General features: G+C 39.5%; 23 protein-coding genes and 1 riboswitch. Of the genes, 14 read left to right on the forward strand and 9 right to left on the reverse strand.

What is annotated here, in order from left to right; all coding sequences use genetic code 11:
• Positions 1-447: 447 nt before the first annotated feature.
• The 4 genes from K2F45_RS18230 to K2F45_RS18245 form a co-directional block, all read right to left on the reverse strand.
• Positions 448-1176 (reverse strand): menaquinone biosynthetic enzyme MqnA/MqnD family protein, encoded by a 729-nt coding sequence (locus K2F45_RS18230; protein WP_075993415.1) that lies wholly within the window; start codon positions 1174-1176, stop codon positions 448-450.
• A complete protein-coding gene (locus K2F45_RS18235; protein WP_075994881.1) occupies positions 1169-1795 on the reverse strand; it encodes a histidine phosphatase family protein in 627 nt (208 codons plus the stop codon). Before K2F45_RS18235 ends, K2F45_RS18230 begins: the two co-directional genes overlap by 8 nt.
• A 13-nt stretch (positions 1796-1808) precedes the next feature.
• The gene (gene mqnE, locus K2F45_RS18240) at positions 1809-3008 is read right to left on the reverse strand and encodes an aminofutalosine synthase MqnE (RefSeq protein WP_075993416.1); all 1200 of its coding nucleotides are present in this window, start codon (positions 3006-3008) and stop codon (positions 1809-1811) included.
• Positions 3009-3111: 103 nt separating this feature from the next.
• Entirely contained in the window at positions 3112-4935 is a 1824-nt protein-coding gene (locus K2F45_RS18245; RefSeq protein ID WP_075993417.1) for an ABC transporter ATP-binding protein, read from the reverse strand.
• A 265-nt stretch (positions 4936-5200) separates the two neighbouring features.
• Here K2F45_RS18245 and K2F45_RS18250 point away from each other — a divergent pair, with 265 nt between their 5' ends.
• Positions 5201-6361, forward strand: coding sequence for a pyridoxal phosphate-dependent aminotransferase (locus K2F45_RS18250; protein ID WP_075993418.1), 1161 nt, complete (start codon positions 5201-5203; stop codon positions 6359-6361).
• A 131-nt stretch (positions 6362-6492) separates the two neighbouring features.
• Positions 6493-7332 (forward strand): prephenate dehydrogenase, encoded by an 840-nt coding sequence (locus K2F45_RS18255; RefSeq protein ID WP_075993419.1) that lies wholly within the window; start codon positions 6493-6495, stop codon positions 7330-7332.
• Between the two features lie 56 nt (positions 7333-7388).
• On the opposite strand, the gene K2F45_RS18260 is transcribed toward K2F45_RS18255, so the two are convergent.
• The 3 genes from K2F45_RS18260 to K2F45_RS18270 form a co-directional block, all read right to left on the reverse strand.
• Complete coding sequence (locus K2F45_RS18260) at positions 7389-8534, reverse strand: tetratricopeptide repeat protein (RefSeq protein ID WP_248932001.1); 1146 nt, start codon at positions 8532-8534, stop codon at positions 7389-7391.
• Positions 8535-8658: 124 nt separating this feature from the next.
• Entirely contained in the window at positions 8659-9042 is a 384-nt protein-coding gene (locus tag K2F45_RS18265) for a hypothetical protein (RefSeq protein ID WP_248932002.1), read from the reverse strand.
• Between the two features lie 102 nt (positions 9043-9144).
• The gene (locus K2F45_RS18270; protein ID WP_075993422.1) at positions 9145-11757 is read right to left on the reverse strand and encodes a TonB-dependent receptor; all 2613 of its coding nucleotides are present in this window, start codon (positions 11755-11757) and stop codon (positions 9145-9147) included.
• Positions 11758-12186: 429 nt separating this feature from the next.
• Between K2F45_RS18270 and K2F45_RS18275 the strand changes: the two genes are divergently transcribed.
• The 12 genes from K2F45_RS18275 (at position 12187) to K2F45_RS18330 (ending at position 22887) form a co-directional block, all read left to right on the forward strand.
• Complete coding sequence (locus K2F45_RS18275; protein ID WP_075993423.1) at positions 12187-12816, forward strand: Crp/Fnr family transcriptional regulator; 630 nt, start codon at positions 12187-12189, stop codon at positions 12814-12816.
• A 60-nt stretch (positions 12817-12876) separates the two neighbouring features.
• The gene (locus tag K2F45_RS18280) at positions 12877-13722 is read left to right on the forward strand and encodes an NAD(P)-dependent oxidoreductase (RefSeq protein WP_083663680.1); all 846 of its coding nucleotides are present in this window, start codon (positions 12877-12879) and stop codon (positions 13720-13722) included.
• A 118-nt stretch (positions 13723-13840) separates the two neighbouring features.
• Complete coding sequence (locus tag K2F45_RS18285; RefSeq protein WP_075993424.1) at positions 13841-14584, forward strand: dienelactone hydrolase family protein; 744 nt, start codon at positions 13841-13843, stop codon at positions 14582-14584.
• A gap of 33 nt (positions 14585-14617) precedes the next feature.
• Positions 14618-15868 (forward strand): hypothetical protein, encoded by a 1251-nt coding sequence (locus K2F45_RS18290; protein ID WP_075993425.1) that lies wholly within the window; start codon positions 14618-14620, stop codon positions 15866-15868.
• 125 nt (positions 15869-15993) lie between these two features.
• Positions 15994-16836 carry a VanW family protein gene (locus K2F45_RS18295; RefSeq protein WP_232475564.1) on the forward strand — a complete coding sequence of 281 codons (843 nt, stop codon included), beginning with the start codon at positions 15994-15996 and terminating at the stop codon, positions 16834-16836.
• A gap of 62 nt (positions 16837-16898) precedes the next feature.
• Positions 16899-16991: riboswitch (TPP riboswitch) on the forward strand.
• A gap of 81 nt (positions 16992-17072) precedes the next feature.
• A complete protein-coding gene (gene thiM / locus K2F45_RS18300; protein ID WP_075993426.1) occupies positions 17073-17876 on the forward strand; it encodes a hydroxyethylthiazole kinase in 804 nt (267 codons plus the stop codon).
• Positions 17866-18498, forward strand: coding sequence for a thiamine phosphate synthase (gene thiE / locus K2F45_RS18305; RefSeq protein WP_075993427.1), 633 nt, complete (start codon positions 17866-17868; stop codon positions 18496-18498). The genes thiM and thiE overlap by 11 nt, the downstream gene beginning before the upstream one ends.
• On the forward strand, positions 18495-19334 hold the full coding sequence (gene thiD, locus K2F45_RS18310) for a bifunctional hydroxymethylpyrimidine kinase/phosphomethylpyrimidine kinase (RefSeq protein ID WP_075993428.1): 840 nt from the start codon (positions 18495-18497) through the stop codon (positions 19332-19334). The genes thiE and thiD overlap by 4 nt, the downstream gene beginning before the upstream one ends.
• Entirely contained in the window at positions 19321-19977 is a 657-nt protein-coding gene (gene tenA, locus K2F45_RS18315; RefSeq protein WP_075993429.1) for a thiaminase II, read from the forward strand. The genes thiD and tenA overlap by 14 nt, the downstream gene beginning before the upstream one ends.
• A gap of 249 nt (positions 19978-20226) precedes the next feature.
• The gene (locus tag K2F45_RS18320; RefSeq protein ID WP_075993430.1) at positions 20227-20970 is read left to right on the forward strand and encodes a GIN domain-containing protein; all 744 of its coding nucleotides are present in this window, start codon (positions 20227-20229) and stop codon (positions 20968-20970) included.
• Positions 20971-21271: 301 nt separating this feature from the next.
• Positions 21272-21847 carry a DUF1572 family protein gene (locus K2F45_RS18325; protein WP_075993431.1) on the forward strand — a complete coding sequence of 192 codons (576 nt, stop codon included), beginning with the start codon at positions 21272-21274 and terminating at the stop codon, positions 21845-21847.
• 152 nt (positions 21848-21999) lie between these two features.
• On the forward strand, positions 22000-22887 hold the full coding sequence (locus K2F45_RS18330) for a helix-turn-helix domain-containing protein (RefSeq protein WP_075993432.1): 888 nt from the start codon (positions 22000-22002) through the stop codon (positions 22885-22887).
• Here the strand turns inward: K2F45_RS18330 and K2F45_RS18335 are convergent.
• Both K2F45_RS18335 and K2F45_RS18340 read right to left on the reverse strand, forming a co-directional pair.
• Complete coding sequence (locus K2F45_RS18335; protein ID WP_075993433.1) at positions 22884-23690, reverse strand: DUF2490 domain-containing protein; 807 nt, start codon at positions 23688-23690, stop codon at positions 22884-22886. The two genes, K2F45_RS18330 and K2F45_RS18335, sit on opposite strands and share 4 nt — an antisense overlap.
• Before the next feature lie 27 nt (positions 23691-23717).
• Positions 23718-24608 (reverse strand): urea transporter, encoded by an 891-nt coding sequence (locus tag K2F45_RS18340; protein ID WP_075993434.1) that lies wholly within the window; start codon positions 24606-24608, stop codon positions 23718-23720.
• Positions 24609-24613 lie beyond the last annotated feature (5 nt).

Genomic DNA, 24613 nt, shown 5'->3' on the forward strand with positions numbered 1-24613 from the left:
TTGTGAAGGTCATATCCATCATCAAACTGTGATTCCAATGCATAAGGAGACCTGAATTGTCGTTTAAATAAGTTGATATAAAAACCACTCAATGAGTGTTTTTTTTATAGGAACCTGATTAACTCTTGGTTAATACCATGTTTGACTTTAACAGGGGTATTACAGGGGGTTAACAGGGGTATACCCCTATTAACCCCTTGTTAATACCCTTTAAAAAGGGTACTGTCACCCTTTTAATTCCAAACATGGTGTAATCGGAGTTATACGCCTTATCGAAGTCGTTATAAACAAAAGCAAGAAATAAAGGGAATTTATCAGGGGTGTAGTGCACCCGGGGAATCAATCGGCAGGTAAGCCTTCACAATGCCGTGTAAGGCTTACCTGGCGATTCTGATTTAAAATTTTTCAGGGTATGTCATGGTTCCTGTTCAGGTCAAGCGACCCAGGTTAATCCAATTCTTTTAAATACCGGAGATACAACTGCACAGCTTCGCGTTTCTTATCTGTCAAATGGAAATTAAGATGCTGTGTCAGATATTTGGTATAATCAAAGCCCTCAAATTCTGGGAGACCGGCTATCACATCGGTTGCATGTTCAACGCCATATGCTAAAGCTTCATTAAATTGCTCCACAAAAGAGTCGGGAAGCTTTTTGTTACTTACCCATAAAGCAAAAGCAAAAGGTAATCCGGTGAAGTTAAACCACTCTTCCCCCAAATCATAAACATAGGGTACTGCATTCTTCTTACCGAAAGTACGATCCCCAATTAAAACATAGGCATCTGGCTCTATAGATTCATCAGTGACCAATTCTACATCTTTTTTCCAATAATTTTTAATCAATACACGTGCTAAACCATTTGACGTGCGCGATTGCTTATCCAAACGTAAAGTTTTTACATCTTCAATAGGCTTATTGGCAAAAATAAAGACAGAATCAACAGCACCTTCTGTGCCGATACAAAAATCGGTATTAATATAATACTCGGGAAGACTTAATAAGGCAGCTGTCGGTATAATACCGATATCAGCTTGATCATCGATTACTTTCTGTGCACAGGCACTTGGATAATCAACGCTCAAGTCGATTTGCTCCATCACTTTCGATTTACGTATTCCATTCAAAAATGGATAAGTATTGGTATACGATACGGCAGAAACTCTAATTTTATTCATTTATCAATGCTTCTAAGTGTGCAGTATTGTAATGGTCCACAATCTCAAATTGACCATTATCATACAGCAATTTATATAAAGCAGTATTTGTATGCGGGAAATCATCCATATAACGGGCATCAACACCAGTCATTAGACAAAGCATAATTCGTAAAGCACGACCGTGCATACAGACTAATATGTTTTTTTCATCTGCCTGAGCGAGCATATGATCCAAGGCGACTTGTTGACGAGCCATCAATTCATGAGGAGACTCTCCGTTTTCAATACTGACATCCAATTCTCCGTTGCGCCATGATGCGACCAATTTTTCAAAACCAGTTAGCAACTCTGGTGTTTGTTCTTTTCCTTCATAAACGCCCCAGCTTATTTCATCCAAACCAACAAGCTGTTCCCAAGGTAAATCCAAATCAAGAAATCCTTGTACAGTTTGATGCGTACGCAATAAAGTGGAGGTATATATCTTATCAAAAGGCACTGTCTTATAATGATCAAAGAAAGCCTGAGCTTGAGCTATGCCCATCTTATTGAGCGGGGAATTAACACCCCGTCCCTGCACAATACCTTTTAAATTTAGATCAGTCTGTCCGTGTCGTATAAAATAAAATGTCTTTTTCAACGTGCGATATGAGTTATGAATTGACAACAGGTAATGCATAGTAGCTTTTCTTTTGATCACCTTGATCAAAAACAAAATCATTATAATCGGTCACCACATTGTAGAGGGTATCTCTTTCGATCGGATGGCGTCCAACATTTTTTATCAGCTCGACAACCTCTTGTGTGGTCATCCCCGGCTTTTGCTCTTCTGCTCCCGCCATGCTGTATATTTTTGTCGTATCATCCAGTGTTCCATCGATATCATCGACCCCAAAAGCTAAGGATAACTGGGCCGTATCTCTCGATATCATTGCCCAATACGCTTTAATATGATCAAAATTATCCATGTAAATTCGAGCGATCGCATAATTCCTTAGGTCTTCGATAACGGATACCTCGGGAATATGGGACATTTGGTTCTCCTTATTTCTAAATTTTAAAGGAATAAAGGTCTGAAAACCGCCAGTCTTATCCTGCAGCTGTCTTAGGCGCTCCATGTGATCTACTCGATGCCAAAACTGCTCAATATGACCATACAGCATTGTGGCATTGGTATGCATTCCCAGCTTATGTGCTTGCTCATGAATATCCAACCATTGTTCGGCGGTACATTTATCATGTGCAATCTGCTCTCTGATTTCTGGATGAAAAATCTCTGCTCCACCCCCTGGCATAGAATCCAAGCCGCAAGATTGCAAATACTTCAGGCCATCGTAATGGCTTAATTTTGCCTTCTTAAAAATATAGTAATACTCTACAGGTGTAAGTCCTTTAATATGCAACTCGGGGCGATGCGCCTTACATTTGCGAAAGAAATCGGCATAAAATTCGAGGTTTTGTTTAGGAACAACCCCTCCAGTGATATGAACCTCAGTAACAGCCTCATTGTCATATTTTTTGACAATATCCATCATGCCATCAACTTCCATCTCCCAACCTTCTGCCCTTTCTTTTATTAAGCGGGAATACGAACAGAACTTACAGTCATAGACACAAACATTAGTCGGCTCAATGTGAAAATTACGATTGAAGAAAGTATGATCTCCATGACGTCTCTCACGAATATAGTTAGCAAGCACACCAAGATAGCCTAGCTCACCTTTTTCATATAAAAGCACTCCTTCCTCAAAAGTGATACGCTCCTCTCGCAAAACTTTCTCCGCTATATCTCTCAACTCGACAGCTAAATTCTTATCGTTAATCAAGAAATTCAATTTATCTATTGCGTTCATTAAATGTATCTCCTATCTTAAATCAAATGTACCGAAAAGGCAACAAAAGTTATAATAAAAAATGTGATAACAACTAATTTGACAAACCTCTTAGAAAAGAAAGCTAATCTGTAAATTGTTGCATCTCGATTAATTTGCGGTATAATCCCTCACGTTGTATCAGCTCACTATGGCTACCTACTTCTACAATCTTTCCAGCTTCAATTACCACAATTATATCCGCATTCTGAATGGTACTTAAGCGGTGGGCGATGACAACTGTTGTTCTATTGTCCATTAATTTATATAAGGAGTCCTGTACCAATTTTTCAGATTCGGTATCTAGCGCAGAAGTCGCCTCATCAAGAAGCATGATCGGTGGATTTTTTAAGACAGCCCGTGCGATACAGATCCGCTGGCGTTGGCCACCTGATAATTTACCGCCCCGATCACCAATGTTGGTCTGATAACCATGTTCAGTTTTCAAAATAAATTCATGCGCATTGGCAATCCGTGCAGCGGCTTCAACCTCTTCCTGGCTGGCAGAAAGATTAGCAAATGCTATATTATTGAAGATCGTATCATTAAACAAAATGGACTCCTGATTAACCACACCGATCATGTCCCGTAAAGAATCCTGGCTTAAATCCCGTAAATCAGTACCATCAAACAAAATTTGCCCTCCAGTGACGTCCATAAATCTCGGGATCAAATCAACCAAAGTTGATTTCCCTCCACCTGATGGCCCTACCAATGCAACGACCTTCCCTTTTTCTATAGTCAAATCGATGTTCTGGAGAATCTCTTTATCTTTGCTATACGAAAAATTGACCTGGTTAAATACGATATTCTTCTCAAAGCTTTTCACAAGCTTCGCGTCGGCGCGATCTTTCACTTCCGTCCGTTCATCGATGAGTTCCAATACGCGTTCGCCCGCAGCAAGACCATTATGAATACCGCTAAAAGAATCTGTCAACGCTTTTGCCGGACGCATCACTTGTGAAAAAATAGCGATATAGGCGATAAATTCCGGTGCAGTTAACCCCTTGTCACCTGAAAGCACCAAATGACCGCCATATAAAAGAATAATTGCGACCATAATGACACCTAGTAGCTCAGAAACAGGCGAACTTAACTGTTGTCTTTTAGCCATATCACGGCCGATATTTGCATAACGTTCGTTCTCATTATGAAATCTGTTCTTAATAAAGGAGACCGCATTGAAGGCTTTGATAATTTTAATCCCCGATAATGCTTCGTCCAAATAGGAAATCATATTTCCATACGACTCCTGTGCTGCATGCGCCTGACTTTTAAGATTCTTAACGATTCTTGCTATAAAAAATGCAGAGACTGGAATAACCAAGAGGGAGAAAAAAGTCAATTTTGCAGAGATATTAAAAAGCATCACGATATAAGCGATCAATTGCAGAGGCTCCTTAAAAACCACCTGTAATGTCCCTGTAACAGAATACTGAACTACCTGCACATCTGACGCGACTTTAGAAACAATATCTCCTTTTCGTTGCCCCGTAAAATAGCCAACATGCAGATCCATCACATTATCAAACACTGCTCTGCGCAATTTAAGCAGGGTATGAATGCGAAAATTCTCCATGATACGCTGACAGAAATAACGAAATAGATTACTGATAAATACGGAGATCACAATAACAATACAGACGTATTTCAATGCACCATAGGCTCCAAACTGGCTATTAGCAACACTGGCGTAGTAATTAAACCACGCGAGAATGTCTGTATAAGCTTCTGGTTTTACGACCTCGGCGGTCTCTTTACCAACGTTAAAAAGTGTATGGAGTAATGGAGCTAGCAACGCTAAATTCAATGTGCTAAAAATAACCGTGATCAACGTGAAAATTACATATGGGATTGCAAATTTCTCAATGGGTTTAGCAAACGATAAGAGCCTAAAATATGTTTTCATTTATTTTGAACTAAGACAAATTACCTTTATACGAAAAGTCATTCGTCGGTCTCTCCTCTAACTTTCAGATTTTTGACGAGGAAATTGAACAAAAATAACAAATTAATCAAGAAAAGCGCATATCCTGGTAAGGGACTATAAAATTGTTGCATCTCAAGACTAAAGCATTCAGCTTGTTCAGCTTGAAAAATCGATAAAAAAATCTCCTTTTAATAGATAATTCCCTAATTTAGCCTTATTCAAATACCAAATTTATTAAAATAAAATGCAAATAGACGTTGCCAAAAGATTGCAGCATACTGAAGAATATTATTTCTCCAAAAAATTAAGAGAAATAGATGAGTTAAACAAACAGGGTGCGCGTGTAATCAACCTAGGAATTGGAAGTCCAGACTTGCCCCCACACCCGGAGGTGATCGAGACATTAAATACGAATGCCCAACTTCCAAATGTGCATGGCTATCAAAATTATAAAGGCGCTCCCGCCCTACGACAAGCCGTTGCAGATTGGTATCAACGTTATTATAACGCGACTTTTAATCCCAATACAGAAATATTACCCTTAATAGGGTCAAAAGAGGGTATTGTACACATCTGTATGACCTATCTTCAGGAAGGAGACCAAGCACTTATACCCAATCCTGGCTACCCAGCTTATGCTGCTGCAGTGAGATTGAGTGGTGCTGAAGCAATTACCTATAATCTTACACAAGAGAAAAATTGGCTTATTGATCTAAATGAGCTCAGAAAACAAGACTTGTCAAAGGTTAAACTGATGTGGATAAACTATCCTCATATGCCAACAGGTGCCTCGGCACCCGATGCATTTTATCAAGAGCTGATTCAATTTGCTAAAGAGCATAATATCCTGATTTGCCACGATAATCCGTATAGCTTTATTTTGACAGATACGCCAAGAAGCATTATGAGTATCCCTGGCGCGAAAGATGTGGCCATTGAGTTGAATTCGCTGAGCAAGTCTTCCAATATGGCGGGATGGCGAATTGGTGTGCTCGTGGGTGCCGAAGAACGTATAAACCAAGTACTCCGTTTCAAAAGCAACATGGATTCAGGTATGTTTTTACCTGTTCAGCTGGCTGCGGCAAAAGCCTTACAACTTGATGCCTCCTGGTATGCTGATCTAAACAAAATTTATGCTGAAAGACGTCAACAGGTGTATGAAATTATGGATTTGCTGGACTGTTCTTATCAAAAGGACCAAGTAGGTCTGTTTGTATGGGCACGCATCCCTGAAAAATACAAGGATGGTTATGCGCTAAGCGATGCTGTTTTGGACAAGTCACGGGTATTTATTACACCGGGTGGAATTTTCGGAGACAAAGGCGATCAATATATACGCATCAGTCTCTGTGCCACAGTAGAGGTACTCAAAGAATCAATCCAGCGCATTAAAGATAATTTCTAAGACATTCGATATCGGGGCAGCTTAACTGCTTTGAAATTATCGATAGAATAATTGATCGACAAACAACCAGGGTATAAAGCGTTCGGTGTATAACATTTGAACAAAAATACGCTTAATATAATTGTTTACATATGAACATTGCCATTGTAGGCGTAGGCTTGATCGGCGGCTCAGTTGCCATTCGCCTAAAAGAAACAAAATTCTGCGACAAAATTATCGGTGTAGATAAGAGTCAAAAGAACTTAGATAAAGCGATGCACATCGGCTTCATTGACGAAACAGCAAGCTTAGAAGATGCGATTAAGAGCTGTAAAGTATTGGTGCTCACAATTCCTGTCGATGCCATTTTACATGTTGTTCCTCAAATCTTGGATTTGGTTACAGATCAGGTCGTCATTGACATGGGATCGACAAAAACAAATATTCTCAACAAAATCAAGGATCACCCTAACCGGGGGCGTTACGTTGCAGCCCATCCCATGGCCGGAACCGAGTATTCGGGGCCTGAGGCTGCAATACCGGGCTTATTCAAAGGCAAGATGATGGTGTATGTCGAAGCATTTAAAACTGATGAGGATGCTTTCGAGATCGCCGATGCCATCACAGACCAATTGGAGATGCGCAGCTGTTTTATGAATGCGGACGAACATGATGTACACACTGCTTATGTATCACACATCTCCCACCTAACCTCTTTCGCCCTCGCCTTAACGGTATTGGAAAAAGAGAAATCTCAGGGACGTATCTTTGAGCTGGCAGGATCGGGATTTGAATCTACAGTACGTCTTGCCAAAAGTTCGCCCGATATGTGGACACCTATTTTCAAGCAAAATCGCGAAAATGTACTCGAAGTACTCGAAGAACATATCAAGCAGCTTCAATCCCTGCACGATTCTATTGCCACGGAGGATTATGACAAATTGCACAAACTTATTACCCGTTCCAATAAGATAAAAAGGATCATTAAATAAAGGCTGCTCTAGTTAGAGCAGTAGGTATAAAAAGTCCACCAAAAGGTGGACTTTTTTTATTCATCTTCCAATTCATTGAATTTATCCAGGTCGGCTTTTGCCCCGATAGGATCACCCAATTTTTCACGAATTGCTGCGCGATATGAATACAAATCAGAATAATATGGATTCAAATCGATCGCTTTCGAGTAATCTGCCAGTGCGCCTGGTAAATCCTCCAACTTTTCATTCAAATCGGCCCGTAATGAATACACATAAAAATCTTCCGGATTGAGCGTAACAAGGCGGTCAAAATCCAATAATGCTTCCTCAAAATTTCCCAATCGCTCAAACAAAGATGCCCTTTCTTCGTAAACGATCGATGAATCACGATCTATTTCCTCCGCTTTGGCATAGTCTTCCAGCGCACTTTGGTAATTACGATAGGATTCAAACACTTTAGCGCGAAATATATAGGCGGCAGAACGATTCTCATCAAGAGCAATAGCCTGATTGAAATCGGACAATGCCAACTCAAAACAGGTCAATTTCAGGTACAAACTTCCTCTAAAAACCAACAGATTGCTATCCTTGTTATCGGATTCCGCAATAGCCGAAGAATAAAGACCGATTGCTTTTAGATAGCTATAGCAATGAACATATTCAAGTCCCAATGAATTTATTTCGTCAGTACTCAGCTGATTTGGCTTCGATTCCAGCTCTTGAATAACCAAATTATCGGCCTCAAAGTAAGTGAGTTCAGCTTGATTCTCCGCCCATTCCAATACACTATGATAATTAAAATCCAGTCTCTTGGCTATTTGATAATCATAGAAAGCACCTTCGTCTTCATCGATGAGGCGATAAACTAAACAACGGCTCGCATAAAAAAATGGCTCCTCTTTATACTGTTCGATTGCGTTTGTAAACGTTGCAATAGCTTGGTCATATGCCGCTATTTTAAAATAATAAAGACCTAAATAACTATAGGCAAGTGCATGATTAGTCAAAGCAATCGCTTGCTCAAGTAAAGCGACAGGATTGCCATCGCCACTGATTCCGACATTAAATCCTTCCAATGTAGATCTAATCGCGCTCTGTTGGACGGTTTCTAGCCAATTAGCGGAAAAAGATGAACTCGCTTCCGGAAAAAATGATGAAATAGGTAAAAAAGAAAACTTAGCAAGAAGTACGGGTACCGGCAGTGTAAAATCTGATTCCACAAAAGTATTGTTTTGTAGAATGACAGCTAGATTTGAAAACATATGCTTCATACCCAAAACTAAGCTAAATTTCGTTACAAAAGAAATCTAATGGGGGATCGGGTATTATAATCGGGTATTCTTATCAACTAATTTCACCTGTCAGGTATAAGTATTTATAGCGGACAATATCCCTCGAATTTGTAAATTTGATTAATTTTTCCTTTTTGAAAACATAATTGGAAACCTTCTCTTCCATCAAACGCAGGAATTCAACAAATTCAGCAAAAAAGGCTTGACGTTCTCCTGGTGTAAACTGGCTGTTTTTTACAATCCAAAAGAATTGCTCTTCATTTACATGGAAAGATACCTCATTTTTCTTTTCTTTTCGAAAAATAAAGATTGGGTCATTTTCTTGGTTAATAAATAAAGCAAAGCCTGTATTTCCACCATCCAAATTAACAACAAAAGCAGAAAAATGGACAGTACCGATCTGTAAATTTTCCAGACAAATTAATTTATGCAACATCAGGTTGACAATTAGATCACCTAAAATTATTAAGTTTTTATTAAAAAACAAAAAAAGGCCCACAAAATAATTGTGGGCCTTTTGTATTCGACGTAAATCTTATTAGAATGTAAATTTCACAGATGCATTCCAAGTTCTACCCTGTCCGATCAAAACAAAATTGGACGTGTCAATACCATTCCAAGTATTGTTCACATCCGTCACCAAGTTACTCGAAGTAGCTTCCGAAATATAGAACTTATTCAACACATTGTTCATGTTGACACGGAAACTCATACTGTTCTTGTCACTTACTTTGACATTGTAAGAAAGACCGGCATCCAAAAGATTAAAAGACGGTAATTTCATATAACGTCCATAAGTTTGGCCATCTATTACTTCTCTACGATAATTCGATGCATACAAACGCTCGTAATATCTGTAGTTTGCGTCAACAGACAAACCCTTAAACACTTTATATTTAGCACCAAATCCATAAGAAGTTTGCGCTGCGTTACCAACATGTTCACCGGTTAAATTAACCTGAGAACGTCCCAATTCGACGCGGTTATCGTTACGTACGACCGAGTTTACTGCGCCATCGTATTTCCAGTCACCTATCGATAAAAAACCTGTTAGGCTTAATTTTTCGATTGGGCGGGCCTCAAAATCAACTTCTACCCCGCTATGCACCTGTTTTACACCGTAATTTGTTGTATATAAATAGGCGCCTTCGACCAAAATACCAGGATCATTTGTTGGATTGTATTTTTTCACATCATCTGCCGTCGCTAAACTCGAACTACCCGTAACACGGTTTTCCCAAGTTGTGCGGTAAACATTCACATTCACATCCAAGAATCGAGAAGCAAATTTATAACCAGCCTCTAAACCAAGAATTTTTTCATTTTCAGCATTTTCATTAATATCATTTGCAAAATTCATGAAAATATTGTTTTGATAAGGCTGACGGGAATAGTACCCCGCATTACCAAAAACACTATGATGTCCCAATGTATAACTTACACCACCCTTCGTATTGTAACCAAAGTTGTTCACGTCTTTAGAATCCTCATTACCTGGTGTGTATTGAAAATAATCAGAACGCTTGTTTTGTTGTTCGGAAACCGATCCTTGGAAAAACGCTGTAAAGCCATTTTTCGCATATTCCAATTGACCGAACAGACCTCCGTAACGAATGTATTGATTGTAATCCCAAGCTAAACGATCTTCACGCGAATCAGGTTTACTTGAGAAAGCTTTCCAAGGGTTCGTTGAGTATGTATTTGTAACCAATGGCTTATTAGGGAAATTAACATTACCGCCTAATACAACACCATTTGTATTTCCAAGTGGATCAGTCAATTTACGATAGTGTGTACCTTTATAGTCCCTTACATCAAAACCGACATTGAAATTCAAGGATTCTGAAAGTTTACGATTATAGTTAGAAACTATACCGAACCATTGGTGATTGTTCACATCAGCAGCTAAATATTTGCCTGTATTGTATTTATCGCTTCGCAAGGATTGGCCACCCCCAGCAGCTAACGATGCGTAAACGACAGTTGACAAAGATGATTTATCATCGATCGTCCAGTCCCAGTTCAAGTTGGCTACTGGCTTATGATAAAAGTTCTTTTGTGCATTCATCATCACGCCGTTTGCATCCTTATAATTGTCGTTATAACGTCTGCCATTAGCGAGATAGTTAGACAATTTTGAGGTATAGCCTTGGTTGTGCCATTGTGGTGCACCCGTTACCATAAAGTTCAGGTTGTGCTTTTCATTCGCTTTATATCCAACAGACAAGAAATAACTTTGTCCAGCACCTTCTGTATGATCCATATAACCGTTACCTGACCACTGTGTAAACATAGCCGAAACAGCAAAACCGTTTTTCATCAGACCAGTATTGTAACCGACTGTTGCCTTCATAAACATATCGTTACCAACAGTGGTACGAACAAAACCACCCTCTTTCATTGCAGTGGATTGTGTCACGTAATTTACGGTTCCGCCGACAGATGAAATCGCTAATTTAGATGATCCCAAACCACGTTGAATCTGCACTAAAGAGGCAATATCTGTAAGTCCCGACCAATTTGACCAATATACACTTCCATTGTCCATACCATTGATAGGCTGACCGTTCAACAAAAATGCTGTATTGGACTGATCAAAACCACGTGTTGTCATAGAAGACTCACCAAAACCTTTTGCCTGACCAGTGATATAAACCGAAGGGGTATTAGCTAATGCTGAAGTAATATCCTGTGCTCCTACCCGTTCCTCTAAATCCTGCTTACGGATCGTCGAAACGGCAATCGGTGTCTTTCTTCCTGCCGCAATATCGATAACCCCATGACCGACAACAACAACCTCATCCAAATTTGTTGAAGATCCAGCCGTAAAAATTGGATTGATATTCAACGATTCCCCCGATTTCAGCATGATGTTTTCGAAAACAACAGGCGTTTCGCCAATGTAAGTTACCTCTACTTTGTAGGGGCCTCCTTCTTGAAGATTTGAAATTTGAAATTTTCCTTGGGCATCGGCTGAGCCACTTACTACTTGTCCACTTGGGATGTGGGTAATTTTAATGGTTGCTCCTTTAACCGTTTGTCCAGTAGCTTCTTTGACAACTCCTGAAACCGAACCAGTATTTGCTGTTTGACCTTGAACGGCACTATAACTAGCAAAAACAAGGGCAAAAAAAAGTAAAGACTTTTTCATGTTAGATGTGATTGTTTTGTTTTTGTGCCGCAAAATTAGGAATTGATTGTCTTTTTAACTAATTTTAACAATACCAATATGATGCAGTATCTCTATATAGAAAGAATGAATTTTAATCTTCCACAGAAAAACAGCAAATTTCAGCAAAAAGAGGCAATAAAAATACAGCATACATAAAATAAATACAACACATCCATCGTATTCATGAAAAAACATCAAAAATAGTCAGAATAATATTTTGTCTGTTTTGAATAAATCAAAACTTATCAATTTTACGATTTTTATGAATTGCATACAAGATTTTATAGCTTATCCCCATGCGGTGCTAAAAATTGTTTCTTTCAATCCGTCGTTTCCACCTACCTCCTTTTCTTCCCACAACAGCTGAAATAAGCCTATAAATAATTAACTTTAACTAATTTAAAAAATATGTTATCCATAGAACAAGCTTATACAGGCATTCTTGAACCGGAATTAATCGCTGAAATAGCGGAAAACGCGCATATAAAAACGTTCCGTGAAGGTGATCTCATCATTGATACCAATCAATATATCAAGGCGATGCCTCTCCTCTTGGATGGGGCAATAAAAATTGTCCGGGAGGATGAAGATAAAGGCGAATTGTTGCTCTACTATCTGGAAAAAGGTCAAACCTGTACAATGTCGATAGCCTGTTGCCTCGGGAATAAAAAAAGTGAAATTCGTGCGCTCGCAGAAAAAACAACGACTGTAGCCATGATTCCAAATGAGCTTGTCAACCTTTGGATGGGAAAATACCCTTCCTGGCGAAATTTCATCATATCAAGCTATTCAAGCCGTATGGACGAAATGTTACAAGCTGTTGATAGTCTAGCTTTTTCCAATATGGAAGAACGCATCATCAACTATTTAAAAGCCAAAGTGAAGCTGAATGACGACCGAATACTCACCCTTACGCATCAGGATATCGCTTCCGATTTAAATACATCCCGAGTCGTTGTCTCCCGAATTTTAAAAAAACTGGAACAGGAAGATAAAATAGTGCTGCTACGTAACGAAATTAGGGTATTGGTGGAATGAGCAAAACATTTGTATCTTTAGTTATACGTAAATTTCAAGAGCAATTAATGTAATTTTTAGATGAAGATAGAAAAATTAGGATTTATAGGATTAGGAAACATGGGGTATCCCATGGCTAAAAATCTAGAAAAAGCAGGATTCCCCCTTTCTGTTTACAATAGAAACAAGGCTAAAGCAGCAGGTTTTGAAGAGCAATCAATTATCAGAGAAGATATAGGTGAATTAGTCGATCATAGCGATATTATATTCTCCATGCTCACAAATGATGAAGCGGTCAACGAAGTTTATGAAAAAATCCTCCAAAGGGAGATCAAGGGCAAATTATTTGTCGATATGAGTACAATATCTCGTGAACGCTGTATTTCAATAGCCACTAAGCTAAAAGAAAAAGGCGCTGCTTTTATCGATGCTCCCGTTGCCGGCAGTACCAAGCCAGCGACTGAGGGTACACTTATTATTATGGTCGGTGGTGATCCCGAAGACCTTCATCGCGCCCGACCATACCTCGAGCAGATGGGAAAATCGATCAAACATCTCGGCGAAAATGGTCAGGGAATTGCCGCTAAACTTGCGATCAACTATTTCCTTTCGACGATTTACCAAGGTCTCGCGGAGACGATCTTATTTTCAGATAAACTGGGAATTCAACGAAGCGATATGCTCGAAATCATCAACGATAGTGCCAGCGGCAGTGGGGCAACAAAAGTGAAAACACCATTATTGGTGGAAGAAAACTACAGTCCTGCATTTGCGCTAGACCTTATGCTGAAAGATATTCGACTGGCTCAACAGGCCGGTGCTGACTATCCCCTCCTCAAGACCTTACTCGAAACCTACGGAAAAGCACAGGATCAAGGTCTCGGACAGCTCGATGTTATTGGTATCATTGAATCCATCAAGTCATAGCTTCAGGTTGGCGACAGTGAAAAAAATGTACATTGAAAATTATATTTAGTTGAGATGGACTCCAAATTAGGTTCATTTCTGATCACACAAAATAATAAGTGGAACAAATTATTAACAGATGAAAACAGTTATGACACTATTGGTGCTTACTATGGTCACCATGACTACGCAGGCCCAACAATTAAAACAGGTTTCTTACCAGGATGGTGAACAAAAACTCAACGGCATGGTAACCTCCAATAGGGCAAAAAAAGGCCCTGCTGTCTTAATTCTTCCGGCATGGAAGGGAATTGACAACGAAGCGAAACAAGCTGCATTGCTTCTTGAAAAAGAAGGTTACATCGCGTTCATTGCCGACATCTACGGTGAAGGAAATATTCCCTCGGACAACACCGCAGCTTCGAAAATTGCCGGCCACTATAAGACAGACTATAAAGCTTATCAGCATCGCATAATGCTCGCATTGGAACAACTGAAAAAAGAGGGCGCGGATCCGACGAAAATTGCTGTCATCGGCTATTGTTTTGGAGGTTCAGGAGCCTTAGAAGCAGCGAGAGCCGGCTTCCCCGTCAATGCAGTGATCAGTATCCACGGAGGCCTATCCAAAGCTGCCGACAGACCCAATGGTTCGATCAAAACAAAAGTACTCGTTGAGCACCCAGCAGCCGATAAAAGCGTATCAAAAGAAGATTACGATGGGTTGGTCAAGGAATTAAATGAAGGAAAAGCAGACTGGCAAATAATTACCTACGCAAATTCGGGACATACGTTTACGAATCCCGAGTCAGCCGAATATAACCCCGTAATGGCTAAACGTGCCTGGGAGCACACCTTATTATTTTTGAAAGAAGTATTAAATTAAATAGCAAAGTCAACAACAGCAATATCGACCCAAATGAATTATAACGCGAAACTGCACATTTATCCGATTATCATTCAGTTGTTGATATTGCTGTTATATAGTCCCAGCGCAGCATCGCAAACAGTAAAATCGCTAACAATAGCTAGCCCAACGCATGCAGTTCTTTTTCTAACCAATGAGTCCGATAAATCAACTGATTTTATCATGCGTCTACACGAAAAAAATGCTGCTGAGATTTTCAAATTAGTACCTTATAGCACAACAAAGTTACTGGTCACAAAAACCGATGCAAAAAAACTCACATTCATCGTTAAAAATCACCAGTGGACCATCGACGTATTGTCATTGAAGCAACGTCATGCCATGATCTTGTTTGATGGATTAGCCAAACCCAAGATCATATACGATAGTAATACCTATCTGGCAGCAGCCAAACCGATATTAAACACCAGCACACAAATTGCGTCAAAGAAAGCTTCTGCACAATATAATGCCTCACATTTCTTTGACTCAATCGCACAAGTTCAATTTATTCCATCCGGGCAATATGCAGCGGCTATTATCGCAAATTCCGCTCTTCCTCTTTATTACAGTCAGCGTAAGAATAAATGTGACGGCACTTATGTAATGCAGCAGTTTTCGGACGAAAATGCGGTGCAATCCGGTGCAATTATGACGACTGTATATGAAGAAGGCAAAGAGATCACATCGAACAATCTTTCCGGGGGAAATAATTATTACAACAAAAGATGCTATAATCAATTCGGACTTATCGACTCCATACAGTACCTTCGAAATAGTAAGTGGAGCAGCAGTACAATTTACCGGTATCTCCCAAATACCATTGTTTCCTACGATCCTACATTTGAATCGGCGATGATTTATCACTTGAACAGTAAACTCCAGGTTATAAAAAGTGAATCCATTCATTTTGTCTATCAACGGAGAGACTGGACCATTTACAGTTATGATCAACAGAATCGAATTACTGAAGAGATTTCGGGCAGAAATGATCAAAGAGAAAGTCGCGTCCGCTATCAGTATGATAGTCCGGAAACAAGTGACTACTCGCTGCGCCAAACCTTCGATCAAAGCGATCGACTGACAGCCGAAATCAAGCGATCGTACCGAGCCAACGAAACGATTGATGAGTTTTATTATGAGGGTGTATTACAACAAAAATCTATTGTAAAAGATCTCGGAAACTGTGCCTACGAAAGCTTGATCTATAACAAGGAGGGAAAGTTAACAGCGAAATACATACAGGCAAAGAAAACCAACTAAACGAACTGAAAAACTGCACTAAGCTCAGACAATAAGATTCTTGATTTTGACAAAAAAATATTCGACGAAATTCGGCAAAAAACACATTTCTGCACTAATTTTGATAGCGATACATAAACGTCAAATTGAGAAAAAGAAAACTGATCAGTCAACTTCATCCCATACTCTATTTTATTGCAGTATGGGCGAGAAGAGTGCAGCGCAAAGCCGTTTGGCTATTTGATAATAAGAAATACAGCACAGCTAAATCAACTGAAAAACTTCCCTTTCGTATTAAAAAGCATCAGTCTGTCTTATTAAAAAAACTAGGCGAAAATAATATGCAATTGCAGATTAACAAAGTTACCAACCTGAAAATTGCAGCAGCACAGATTAATAGCATTCTGATCAGACCGAAGGAAACCTTTTCATTTTGTAAACTCGTTGGACTACCCACTGTAAAAAAAGGATATCTGCCCGGCATGGAGTTATCCTTTGGTGAAGCAAGAGCGGGTATTGGCGGTGGAATCTGTCAAATATCCAACCTCATCCATTGGCTTGTTATCCATAGTCCACTCACCGTCAATGAACGTTATCACCACTCTTTTGATCCATTTCCGGACGATGGCCGTGTTTTGCCATTCGGTAGTGGAGCTACCGTCTTTTATAATTACCGCGACTATCAATTCACCAACAACACGCCTTACACCTTTCAAATAAATCTCTGGTTCACAGACAAATGTTTAGAGGGCGAATTAAGAATTGATCAAGAACTGGATTTTGCGTACCATGTCGTTGAAAAAGAACATCAATTTCTTAAAATAGACAATCAGTTCTTTCGGAAAAATGAGATTTGGCGCGAGAAATTTTTAAAGTTTCAGGGTGGAAAGATTTTGGAAACCGAACTTTTGACCAAAAATTTTGCCCGGGTTACCTATACCCCTGTTGAATACATTGAAATTAGTGCCGATCAAAATCCGGCCGATTAATTCAACAAGCTAATGATCGAAAAATGACGGATATGAAAAGTCCTCTTTTTTGTTTAAGTTTGGTCTGGCTTTGGGGGTATTCTGTATAGAATTGAGATAGTCCCTTTGAACCTGATTCGGTTTATACCGGCGTAGGGAAAAGCAAAAATCCACTGTACAGCATACTCCTTTACTGCACAGGCTATCGCTCTTCTTCCCTCCAAGGCCACACAGTATATCTTAGCATATGTAAAAAAATGGAAGATTCAATTATCAATTTATTAGAGCAGCTGAGGGTCGAAAAACCCCTTGTACACAACATCACAAACCTAGTCGTGATGAACAATACTGCCAACGCACTTTTAGCCCTAGGAGCGTCCCCTGTGATGGTACACAGCCCATTAGAAGTACGCGAGGTTGTCGATATTGCACAAGCTCTTGTCATTAATATCGGCACCTTGAGTGAAGATACTGCCGAAGCTATGCTGGTTGCTACCGAACATGCCAATACCATTGGACGGCCATGGGTACTTGATCCTGTTGGTGCTGGGATATCAGCATTCCGCAATGATTTATTATCCAATCTACTGGATCTCAAACCCACGGTTATTCGTGGAAATGCATCAGAAATCATGACGCTGTACAATTTCAACCAACCGAACACAAAGGGAGTCGACAGCACGACAGCGAGTAAAGATGCGCTCCGATTTGGCCAATTATTACAAGAACAAACCGGCTCCATTATCTGTATTTCTGGAGAAGTAGACTATATCCTTTCACAGCAATATCGGGTTGAAGTTTTTAATGGCAACCCTTTAATGACACAGGTAACTGGGCTTGGCTGTAGTGCTACTGCGCTTATTGGTGCATTTCTAGGTGTTACAGACCAATATTTTGAAGCAGCTGTTGCCGGTGTATCCATTCTGAGCTTAGCGGGAGAACTCGCTGCCCAAACAGCAGCTGGACCGGGCACCCTGCAATTGAATCTCTATGATGAACTCTATCAGCTCAATGCAGAACGTCTAAAATCAAAGCTCAAGATCAAACGCTATGCGCATTAATCCGCTTTTTCCCTACCCTTTATATTTGGTAATTTCTGAGCGGGACTGTTATCCTCAAAATTGGCTCAATGTTGCCGAAGAAGCCATTATTGGCGGAGTCGATCTTATACAATTGCGCGAAAAGGCTGACGATCCGGCCACATTTTTGGATAAAGCCATCCGTTTGAAAAAACTGACCGATCATTATGGTATTCCGCTCGTGATCAATGATGCCGTAGCAATCGCTGCCCAAATCGAGGCATGGGGAGTACATGTGGGTCAAAATGATTTGCAGCCGCTCGCTATTCGCGAAAAATATGGTGATAAATTAACCATAGGCTGGTCCATAGAAGACATGCAACAACTGGAAAGTGAACAAATGTACACCGTCGACCACCTTGGTGTAAGCCCCATTTTTTCTACGAAAACAAAAGTAGATACGGTTACTGAATGGGGAATTGCGGGTTTAAAACAACTTCGGAGTAGGACGGAAAAACCATTGATCGCTATCGGAAGGATGAATTTACAAACAGCAGAAGAGACCTGGAATGCCGGTGCAGACTCCATTGCAGTCGTTTCGGCCATATGCCAAAGTCAAGATCCCAGAGCTGCCAGTGCACAACTAAAAGAACTATTAAAATGACAAAAGATAAAAAATACCGCGTCCCTACCGTACTCAGCATTGCGGGGTTCGATGGTAGCGGTGGTGCAGGTATACAGGCAGATACCAAAACCATATCTGCATTAGGTTGTTATGCCATGAATGTTTTAACTGCCTTACCCGTTCAGAACACACAAGGTGTAAGACGTATTTATGAAATTCCTACAGCAGCCGTCCAGGACCAATTGGATGCTATTTTTGACGATATCTATCCCGATGCAATCAAAATAGGAATGGTACACAATATTGAACTTGTGGAGCTTATTAGCAGCTATTTAAAAGAATATAAAGGGCCTATCGTATTTGATCCAGTCATGGTCTCGACCAGCGGGCACAAGCTCATTCACGATGATACAATTCAGGCCTGCATAGAACTTCTTTTTCCTTTAGCAATGCTGATTACACCAAATTTAGACGAGGTAAGTGTTTTAGTAAACGAAGTTATTGACAATGTTGAGAAGATGAAAAAAGCGGGAAATAGCCTATTGGCGAAAGGTTGTCAATCCGTTTTGATTAAAGGCGGGCATCTCCAAAGTCAAGAATTAACATCCCTGTTGTTCCAGCACAAGAGTCCACCAATTGAATTCAAATCTCAAAAAATTAACAGCAAAAATACACATGGTTCCGGTTGTTCGCTTTCTTCAGCAATTGCGAGCCATTTGGCACAAGGCGTTGGTCTCGATAGCGCGGTTGAATTCGCATTGGCCTATATACACGCAGCAATAGCTGGTAGCAAAGATCTCGTCATTGGCAAAGGAAATGGGCCATTAAATCACTTCCATAATCCGATTAAACTTATTCAATATGAACTGGACTGATCATGCCTGGGAATCCATAACAGCTATTTATTCGGATATACTTACTATGCCATTTATTGTTCAGCTTAGTGATGGTAGTCTTCCCCTGGATAAATTTCAATTTTACATGCAGCAGGATGCTTTCTATTTAGAAGAATTTGGCCGTGTGCTCGCCTTTATAGGTGCAAAAAGTGCGGATAACCAACAAGCATTGGACTATTTCGAATTTGGTCGCAATGCGCTTCTTGTTGAACGGGCATTACACGAAAATTACTTTCGGGAATTTGGTTTAAGTCCTGCCGACAAGAGCAACAAAATCGAACCAACCTGCCATCATTATGTCCATTTTCTTAAAAGCGTAGCCGCTTTCGAGAGCATTGAGGTCGCTATGGCGGCAACACTCCCCTGTTTTTGGATTTATAAGGAGGTCGGAGATCACATTGTATCGACAGCAAATACACAGGGAAATCCCTATTCCAAATGGATAGAAACCTATAGCGGTGAGGATTTTGCACAGGGCGTTATCAAGGCGAAAAACTACGTTGACAAAATTGCTGCAGAAACTACTGCAACAAAACGGGAGAAGATGCGACAAGTATTTATAACAGCTTCCCAATTAGAGTATCAATTCTGGTTAGCAGCCTACAAACGAAGGGTATGGTAAACAAACTATTGTCCGATACCGAACAGTTGATGTTCAAAAATGAGCATTAACGAAAATAGCACTCAGAAACAAAACTAGTGTTAATCAGTATTTTAAACGGATTTAAAGTTTTGGCATTACTATTATACTATAGGTGGCAGTTAACGATAGAGCGTGCACATAAGTGCATAAGCACATAAGAAACGATAAAAAGGGGAATTAAAATGAAACTTTCAGTAACAATAAATTTAAACTAATAACAGAAAAATAATGAAAAGAATCTTAACCATTGCCTTTATTTCATTTTTATATGTAGCTCAGGCACAAGAACGCGAAACACGCAAAATCACTGCTCCAGATGGCATTTCATCGGCAACTTCATTACGTGTAGATTATATTCACTCTAATCGCAACGAGGTTGTTGTTGAAGCAGATAATCCCGAGCATTTATCCCTTATCGAAACGACTGTAAAAAACGGTACACTCTATGTACAGTATAAAAGAAACAGTTCTGTCAGAAATGCGAGAAACAATCGCGTAACTGTTTACTCAAGTAAGATACCAACACGTTTTTCGGCATCTTCTAGCAGTTCAATTCATACCGATGAAACAATTAAGGCCGATAAAATTTCTGTTGACGTATCTTCTTCAGCAAGCATATCCCTTAAAAGATTAATTGCGGATGATATAAGCCTTTCAACAAGTTCTTCGAGTAGTTTAACAACGAATGTGAGCAGTAAAAATTTGCAGGTATCTGCAAGTAGTTCGTCCAGCCAAGACATTTCGGGAAGTGCTTCAAATTTAAATTTGAACACCAACTCATCGGCATCGGTTGATATGAGCCGTTTCTCAACAACAAATGCCCAAATACAAGCGAATTCGTCTGCAAATGTAACGCTCAGCGTGAAAGAAAACTTACAGGGAAAGGTTTCTACATCTGCCAGAATTGCGTTAAAAAATCAACCAAAAAATGTCCAAGTTGACAAATCAACTAGCGGCAGAGTAGTACTATAATTTTTAGTGTGGTCTTTAATAAAGACTGTTTGTTTATGTTTAATGTTTAGTTAGCTTAAAGGTGATACATACCCCAGTATCACCTTTGCTTTTATCGACCTTTTTGCTCACACTTCTCCTTCTCCTTCTCCTTCTCCTTCTCCTTATAAATTTGCACATTAATCACTTCAAAAAGCAGTATCAGGAAATTAGTGAGATCGATAACACCACCAGATTTCTGCTCAAAAAAAACTATTTTAGGTCTCGGTTTCACGACATTTTTGTATATTAATATGCATATAAATGATAAACTTTCGGCGTAATGGATAATTTCTTAGCGACTTGTATAAAGCAATTTCAATATTATAAATCATTGGGTGATAAAACATTTACACAACTAAGCACTGAACAGCTCTTTTGGCATCCAAATGATTCAAGCAATAGCATTGCATTAATTGTAAAACATTTAGGTGGAAATATGCTTTCCCGTTGGACGGATTTTCTCAGCACAGATGGTGAAAAAGAAAATAGGAACCGGGATCAGGAATTTGAGAACAGCTGGACAGATCGCGACGAGCTTATTACTTATTGGAATGCTGGATGGGCTTGTCTATTTCAAGCAATAGAATCGCTCGGAGAAGAAGATCTCGTTAAAATCATCTATATCCGTAATCAAGGACATACCGTCATGGAAGCGATCTTGCGGCAACTCGCACATTATCCTTACCACATCGGGCAGATTCTCTATATCGGAAAAATATGTTTGGATGATAAATGGTCCACCTTATCGATACCCAAAGGTCATTCAGCTTCCTATAATAAGGAGAAATTCAGCCACGAAAAACAGCAACAACATTTCACCTCCGAGTTTCTAAAAGGAAATCAGGAGAATATGTAGTAAATAGGCTTTTACACTCCATTAACACAGTAATTACTTAAATGAAAGCATTGGATTTTAACCTGTTTTTCGCCAACTTTTAAGTATATTTGTCATACACACAACTATTCTTTTTTAGTTGATTTCATTAGTAAGTACGTTGTTTTAAGACTATGAAAAATTCGATTAAGATCATCAACAATTACGAGTACAAAAAGTTATTTCTACCTGATGTTTCTGAGCACAATTTATTCAATGAAAATAAAATTCAAGTCTATCGAATTGAGAATTACCTACGCAGTATCCTGATGCCTGTCATCCCCTATCGTACAACGTTTAATTTTCTCATTTTTGTAACGAAGGGATCCCTGACCCAACATCTCGAAAGCGCATCTTACACATTAACTGAAAATCAAGTCATTAACATCAAACAAGGCAATATCACGGCCACACTGGCAATCTCTGATGATGTAGAAGGTTTTTTTGTAGTCTATGAAAATGAAATTGTGACTGATATTGAACTTGGTATAAACGATATCAAATTTTTCAATTCCCATCCTTTTACCACACTAAAAGCCCATGTAGCACATTGGATCCAACAAATGTTGGTATTATTGGAAGAAGAACTTTTTACTGAGGGCCGTGTGATGGAAGTCTGCATTTCAATGATGCAGTGTATCTTATTAAAGGTGATAAAATCGGATATTGAAACAAAGGCCCCGATGAGCCGACAGCTAGATATTGCTTTCCGTTTTCGCGAATATGTACAAAAATTCCATATCGATCATAAAAACGTATTATTCTATGCCAATTTATTACATATTTCAGAAAACTACCTCAATAAATGTGTTAAAGAAGCGACGAATAAACCACCGAAACAATGGATTAGCGAAATAAGTATCTTACATAGCCAGATTCTGCTGCAGGATGCTACGAGAGATATTGCCGGTATAGCCTTTGAATTGAAATTTCAATCGCCCTCGTATTTTACTCGGCTATTTAAAAAAATCACTGGGTATTCACCCAGTGACTATCGAAAACATAAGTTTATGGCGGGCTAATGTTTTTTACTGTAAGGTAAATTCCAGATTAAATCTACGGCCAAATAATGAACGCCAAAATCTACTTTGTCATAGCCTTTAATTAAGTCGTTCATATACCCCAGATCCAATCGCAAAGGTGTTTTTGGAATATCTGTCATGTAATAGAAACCCAGACGGGTCTCTTTATAAGCAAAGCTAGACCATGTACTAGCAGGTTCGTAAAGCTTACTGATTGCAAAAAGCCCTTCTGCGCTCAAAGCCAATTCTTGCTTATTTTTAGCCGAAATTTTAAAATTTAGCTGCGATTTCAAGCGAGTCCTAAATTGAAAATTCTCTTCTGTTTTCTGAAAATCAGCTGTAAAGAACTTTCGAAACTCTTGCCTTAAGGTATTTTTCCATTTCAAACGATCATTCAGGATAAATGTATACGCATATCGCCCATATAACCTAAATTCTTGCTCGACACCTTCATTATGGTAGGGTGCCGCCTCATCATAAACGTTTTGGCGACGATAGCTCAATGCATAGCTATATTGTTGATTCTTGGCAAACTTATGATAGACTTCATGATTTAGCACCCAAATGGCCTGCTTATGAAATGGATTTGAATCGTCGGGCGTACTTTTGGTTCCCAGACCGATGTAGGTTAGTGCCTCTTTGGTTCCCGCACTATCCAGTTTCCGGCGTAGGCCCAGAACAGACCAAGATGCGGTCCTTGCTTTTCCTAACCCCGGTGGACTGACTTGCCCGTAGGCAGTATTTACATGAATTCCCAATAAGAGCATTATTGGGAATAGTTTTATTAAACGAAATTTAAACATACATAAAATTTTAGTTCACAAAAAGGACTAGGAAGTCCCTTCTGCTGATGAAAATTTATTCACCAACCATTTATCGATAAGTTTGACCGGTTGCATCGCCCACATCGCAAAAACAAATGGGAAAGTCAATGTTGTCCAGCCGTTATGAATCAAAAAGTGATCAAAATATGTGGCGATAATTGTTCCGATCAGTACATATACGCCATCACGAACACGTGGGCCGCTCAGAGCGATTCCAACCAAAACCGCATTGAAGCTAAAAATGCCATTATTGGTCATATCTGCAGATTCATGGCCATGGTGCGAAATATAAACACTGATGATAACAGCAGCGAAACCGTAAAGTGCTCCCATGGGATTGCTCAGGAAAACCCCAATGAAAAAGATCAATCCAGCAATTAAACTACCCTGAAAAATAACCTGACCAAAGGCATGGCCTTCAATTAAGAAATCATCCATTTCTTGAATATCAACAAAATGCTCGGGTACCGTCCTTAAAGCCAATTCTGGAATACTCAACACATACAATGCGATCCAGGTAATTAAGATAAAAGGAAATGTAAATACCGGCAGATTCTTCTTTAATGCAAAACCCATCAAGATGGTGGTCAACGCAGATCCGACGATTAAAGCTCCCCATACCCAGACGTTTGTCTGAAAATAGAAAACCAAAGCAATACCATAAAGCGTAGCATTAAATCCGAAGAGTCCATCATTGATATGACCCTCATCAAATTTCATCAACTTGGCAGTCAATACCCCGACGATATTGGCGAGGATTCCCGCAAAGCCCATTAGTGCCGAATCATAAATAATGGCGCCTATAAATAAAATACCCGTCCAAATGTTACCCTGTAACATAATTTGCCCAAATCCTTTAAAAAAAGCTTTTACAAAAGCTAGGATGTTATTTTTCATTGGAA

Origin of the sequence: Sphingobacterium siyangense (assembly GCF_023277505.1) — a bacterium.
In the GTDB taxonomy this organism is placed as follows: Bacteria; Bacteroidota; Bacteroidia; order Sphingobacteriales; family Sphingobacteriaceae; genus Sphingobacterium; species Sphingobacterium siyangense.

What these genes read in the sequence shown, in the direction of transcription:
- K2F45_RS18230 (WP_075993415.1), bottom strand. Translation starts at nt 1,176, where the DNA reads ATGAATAAAATTAGAGTTTCTGCCGTATCGTATACCAATACTTATCCA.
- mqnE (WP_075993416.1), bottom strand. Translation starts at nt 3,008, where the DNA reads ATGAACGCAATAGATAAATTGAATTTCTTGATTAACGATAAGAATTTA.
- K2F45_RS18245 (WP_075993417.1), bottom strand. Translation starts at nt 4,935, where the DNA reads ATGAAAACATATTTTAGGCTCTTATCGTTTGCTAAACCCATTGAGAAA.
- K2F45_RS18250 (WP_075993418.1), top strand. Translation starts at nt 5,201, where the DNA reads ATGCAAATAGACGTTGCCAAAAGATTGCAGCATACTGAAGAATATTAT.
- K2F45_RS18255 (WP_075993419.1), top strand. Translation starts at nt 6,493, where the DNA reads ATGAACATTGCCATTGTAGGCGTAGGCTTGATCGGCGGCTCAGTTGCC.
- K2F45_RS18265 (WP_248932002.1), bottom strand. Translation starts at nt 9,042, where the DNA reads ATGTTGCATAAATTAATTTGTCTGGAAAATTTACAGATCGGTACTGTC.
- K2F45_RS18270 (WP_075993422.1), bottom strand. Translation starts at nt 11,757, where the DNA reads ATGAAAAAGTCTTTACTTTTTTTTGCCCTTGTTTTTGCTAGTTATAGT.
- K2F45_RS18275 (WP_075993423.1), top strand. Translation starts at nt 12,187, where the DNA reads ATGTTATCCATAGAACAAGCTTATACAGGCATTCTTGAACCGGAATTA.
- K2F45_RS18280 (WP_083663680.1), top strand. Translation starts at nt 12,877, where the DNA reads ATGAAGATAGAAAAATTAGGATTTATAGGATTAGGAAACATGGGGTAT.
- K2F45_RS18285 (WP_075993424.1), top strand. Translation starts at nt 13,841, where the DNA reads ATGAAAACAGTTATGACACTATTGGTGCTTACTATGGTCACCATGACT.
- K2F45_RS18290 (WP_075993425.1), top strand. Translation starts at nt 14,618, where the DNA reads ATGAATTATAACGCGAAACTGCACATTTATCCGATTATCATTCAGTTG.
- thiM (WP_075993426.1), top strand. Translation starts at nt 17,073, where the DNA reads ATGGAAGATTCAATTATCAATTTATTAGAGCAGCTGAGGGTCGAAAAA.
- thiE (WP_075993427.1), top strand. Translation starts at nt 17,866, where the DNA reads ATGCGCATTAATCCGCTTTTTCCCTACCCTTTATATTTGGTAATTTCT.
- thiD (WP_075993428.1), top strand. Translation starts at nt 18,495, where the DNA reads ATGACAAAAGATAAAAAATACCGCGTCCCTACCGTACTCAGCATTGCG.
- tenA (WP_075993429.1), top strand. Translation starts at nt 19,321, where the DNA reads ATGAACTGGACTGATCATGCCTGGGAATCCATAACAGCTATTTATTCG.
- K2F45_RS18320 (WP_075993430.1), top strand. Translation starts at nt 20,227, where the DNA reads ATGAAAAGAATCTTAACCATTGCCTTTATTTCATTTTTATATGTAGCT.
- K2F45_RS18325 (WP_075993431.1), top strand. Translation starts at nt 21,272, where the DNA reads ATGGATAATTTCTTAGCGACTTGTATAAAGCAATTTCAATATTATAAA.
- K2F45_RS18330 (WP_075993432.1), top strand. Translation starts at nt 22,000, where the DNA reads ATGAAAAATTCGATTAAGATCATCAACAATTACGAGTACAAAAAGTTA.
- K2F45_RS18335 (WP_075993433.1), bottom strand. Translation starts at nt 23,690, where the DNA reads ATGTTTAAATTTCGTTTAATAAAACTATTCCCAATAATGCTCTTATTG.
- K2F45_RS18340 (WP_075993434.1), bottom strand. Translation starts at nt 24,608, where the DNA reads ATGAAAAATAACATCCTAGCTTTTGTAAAAGCTTTTTTTAAAGGATTT.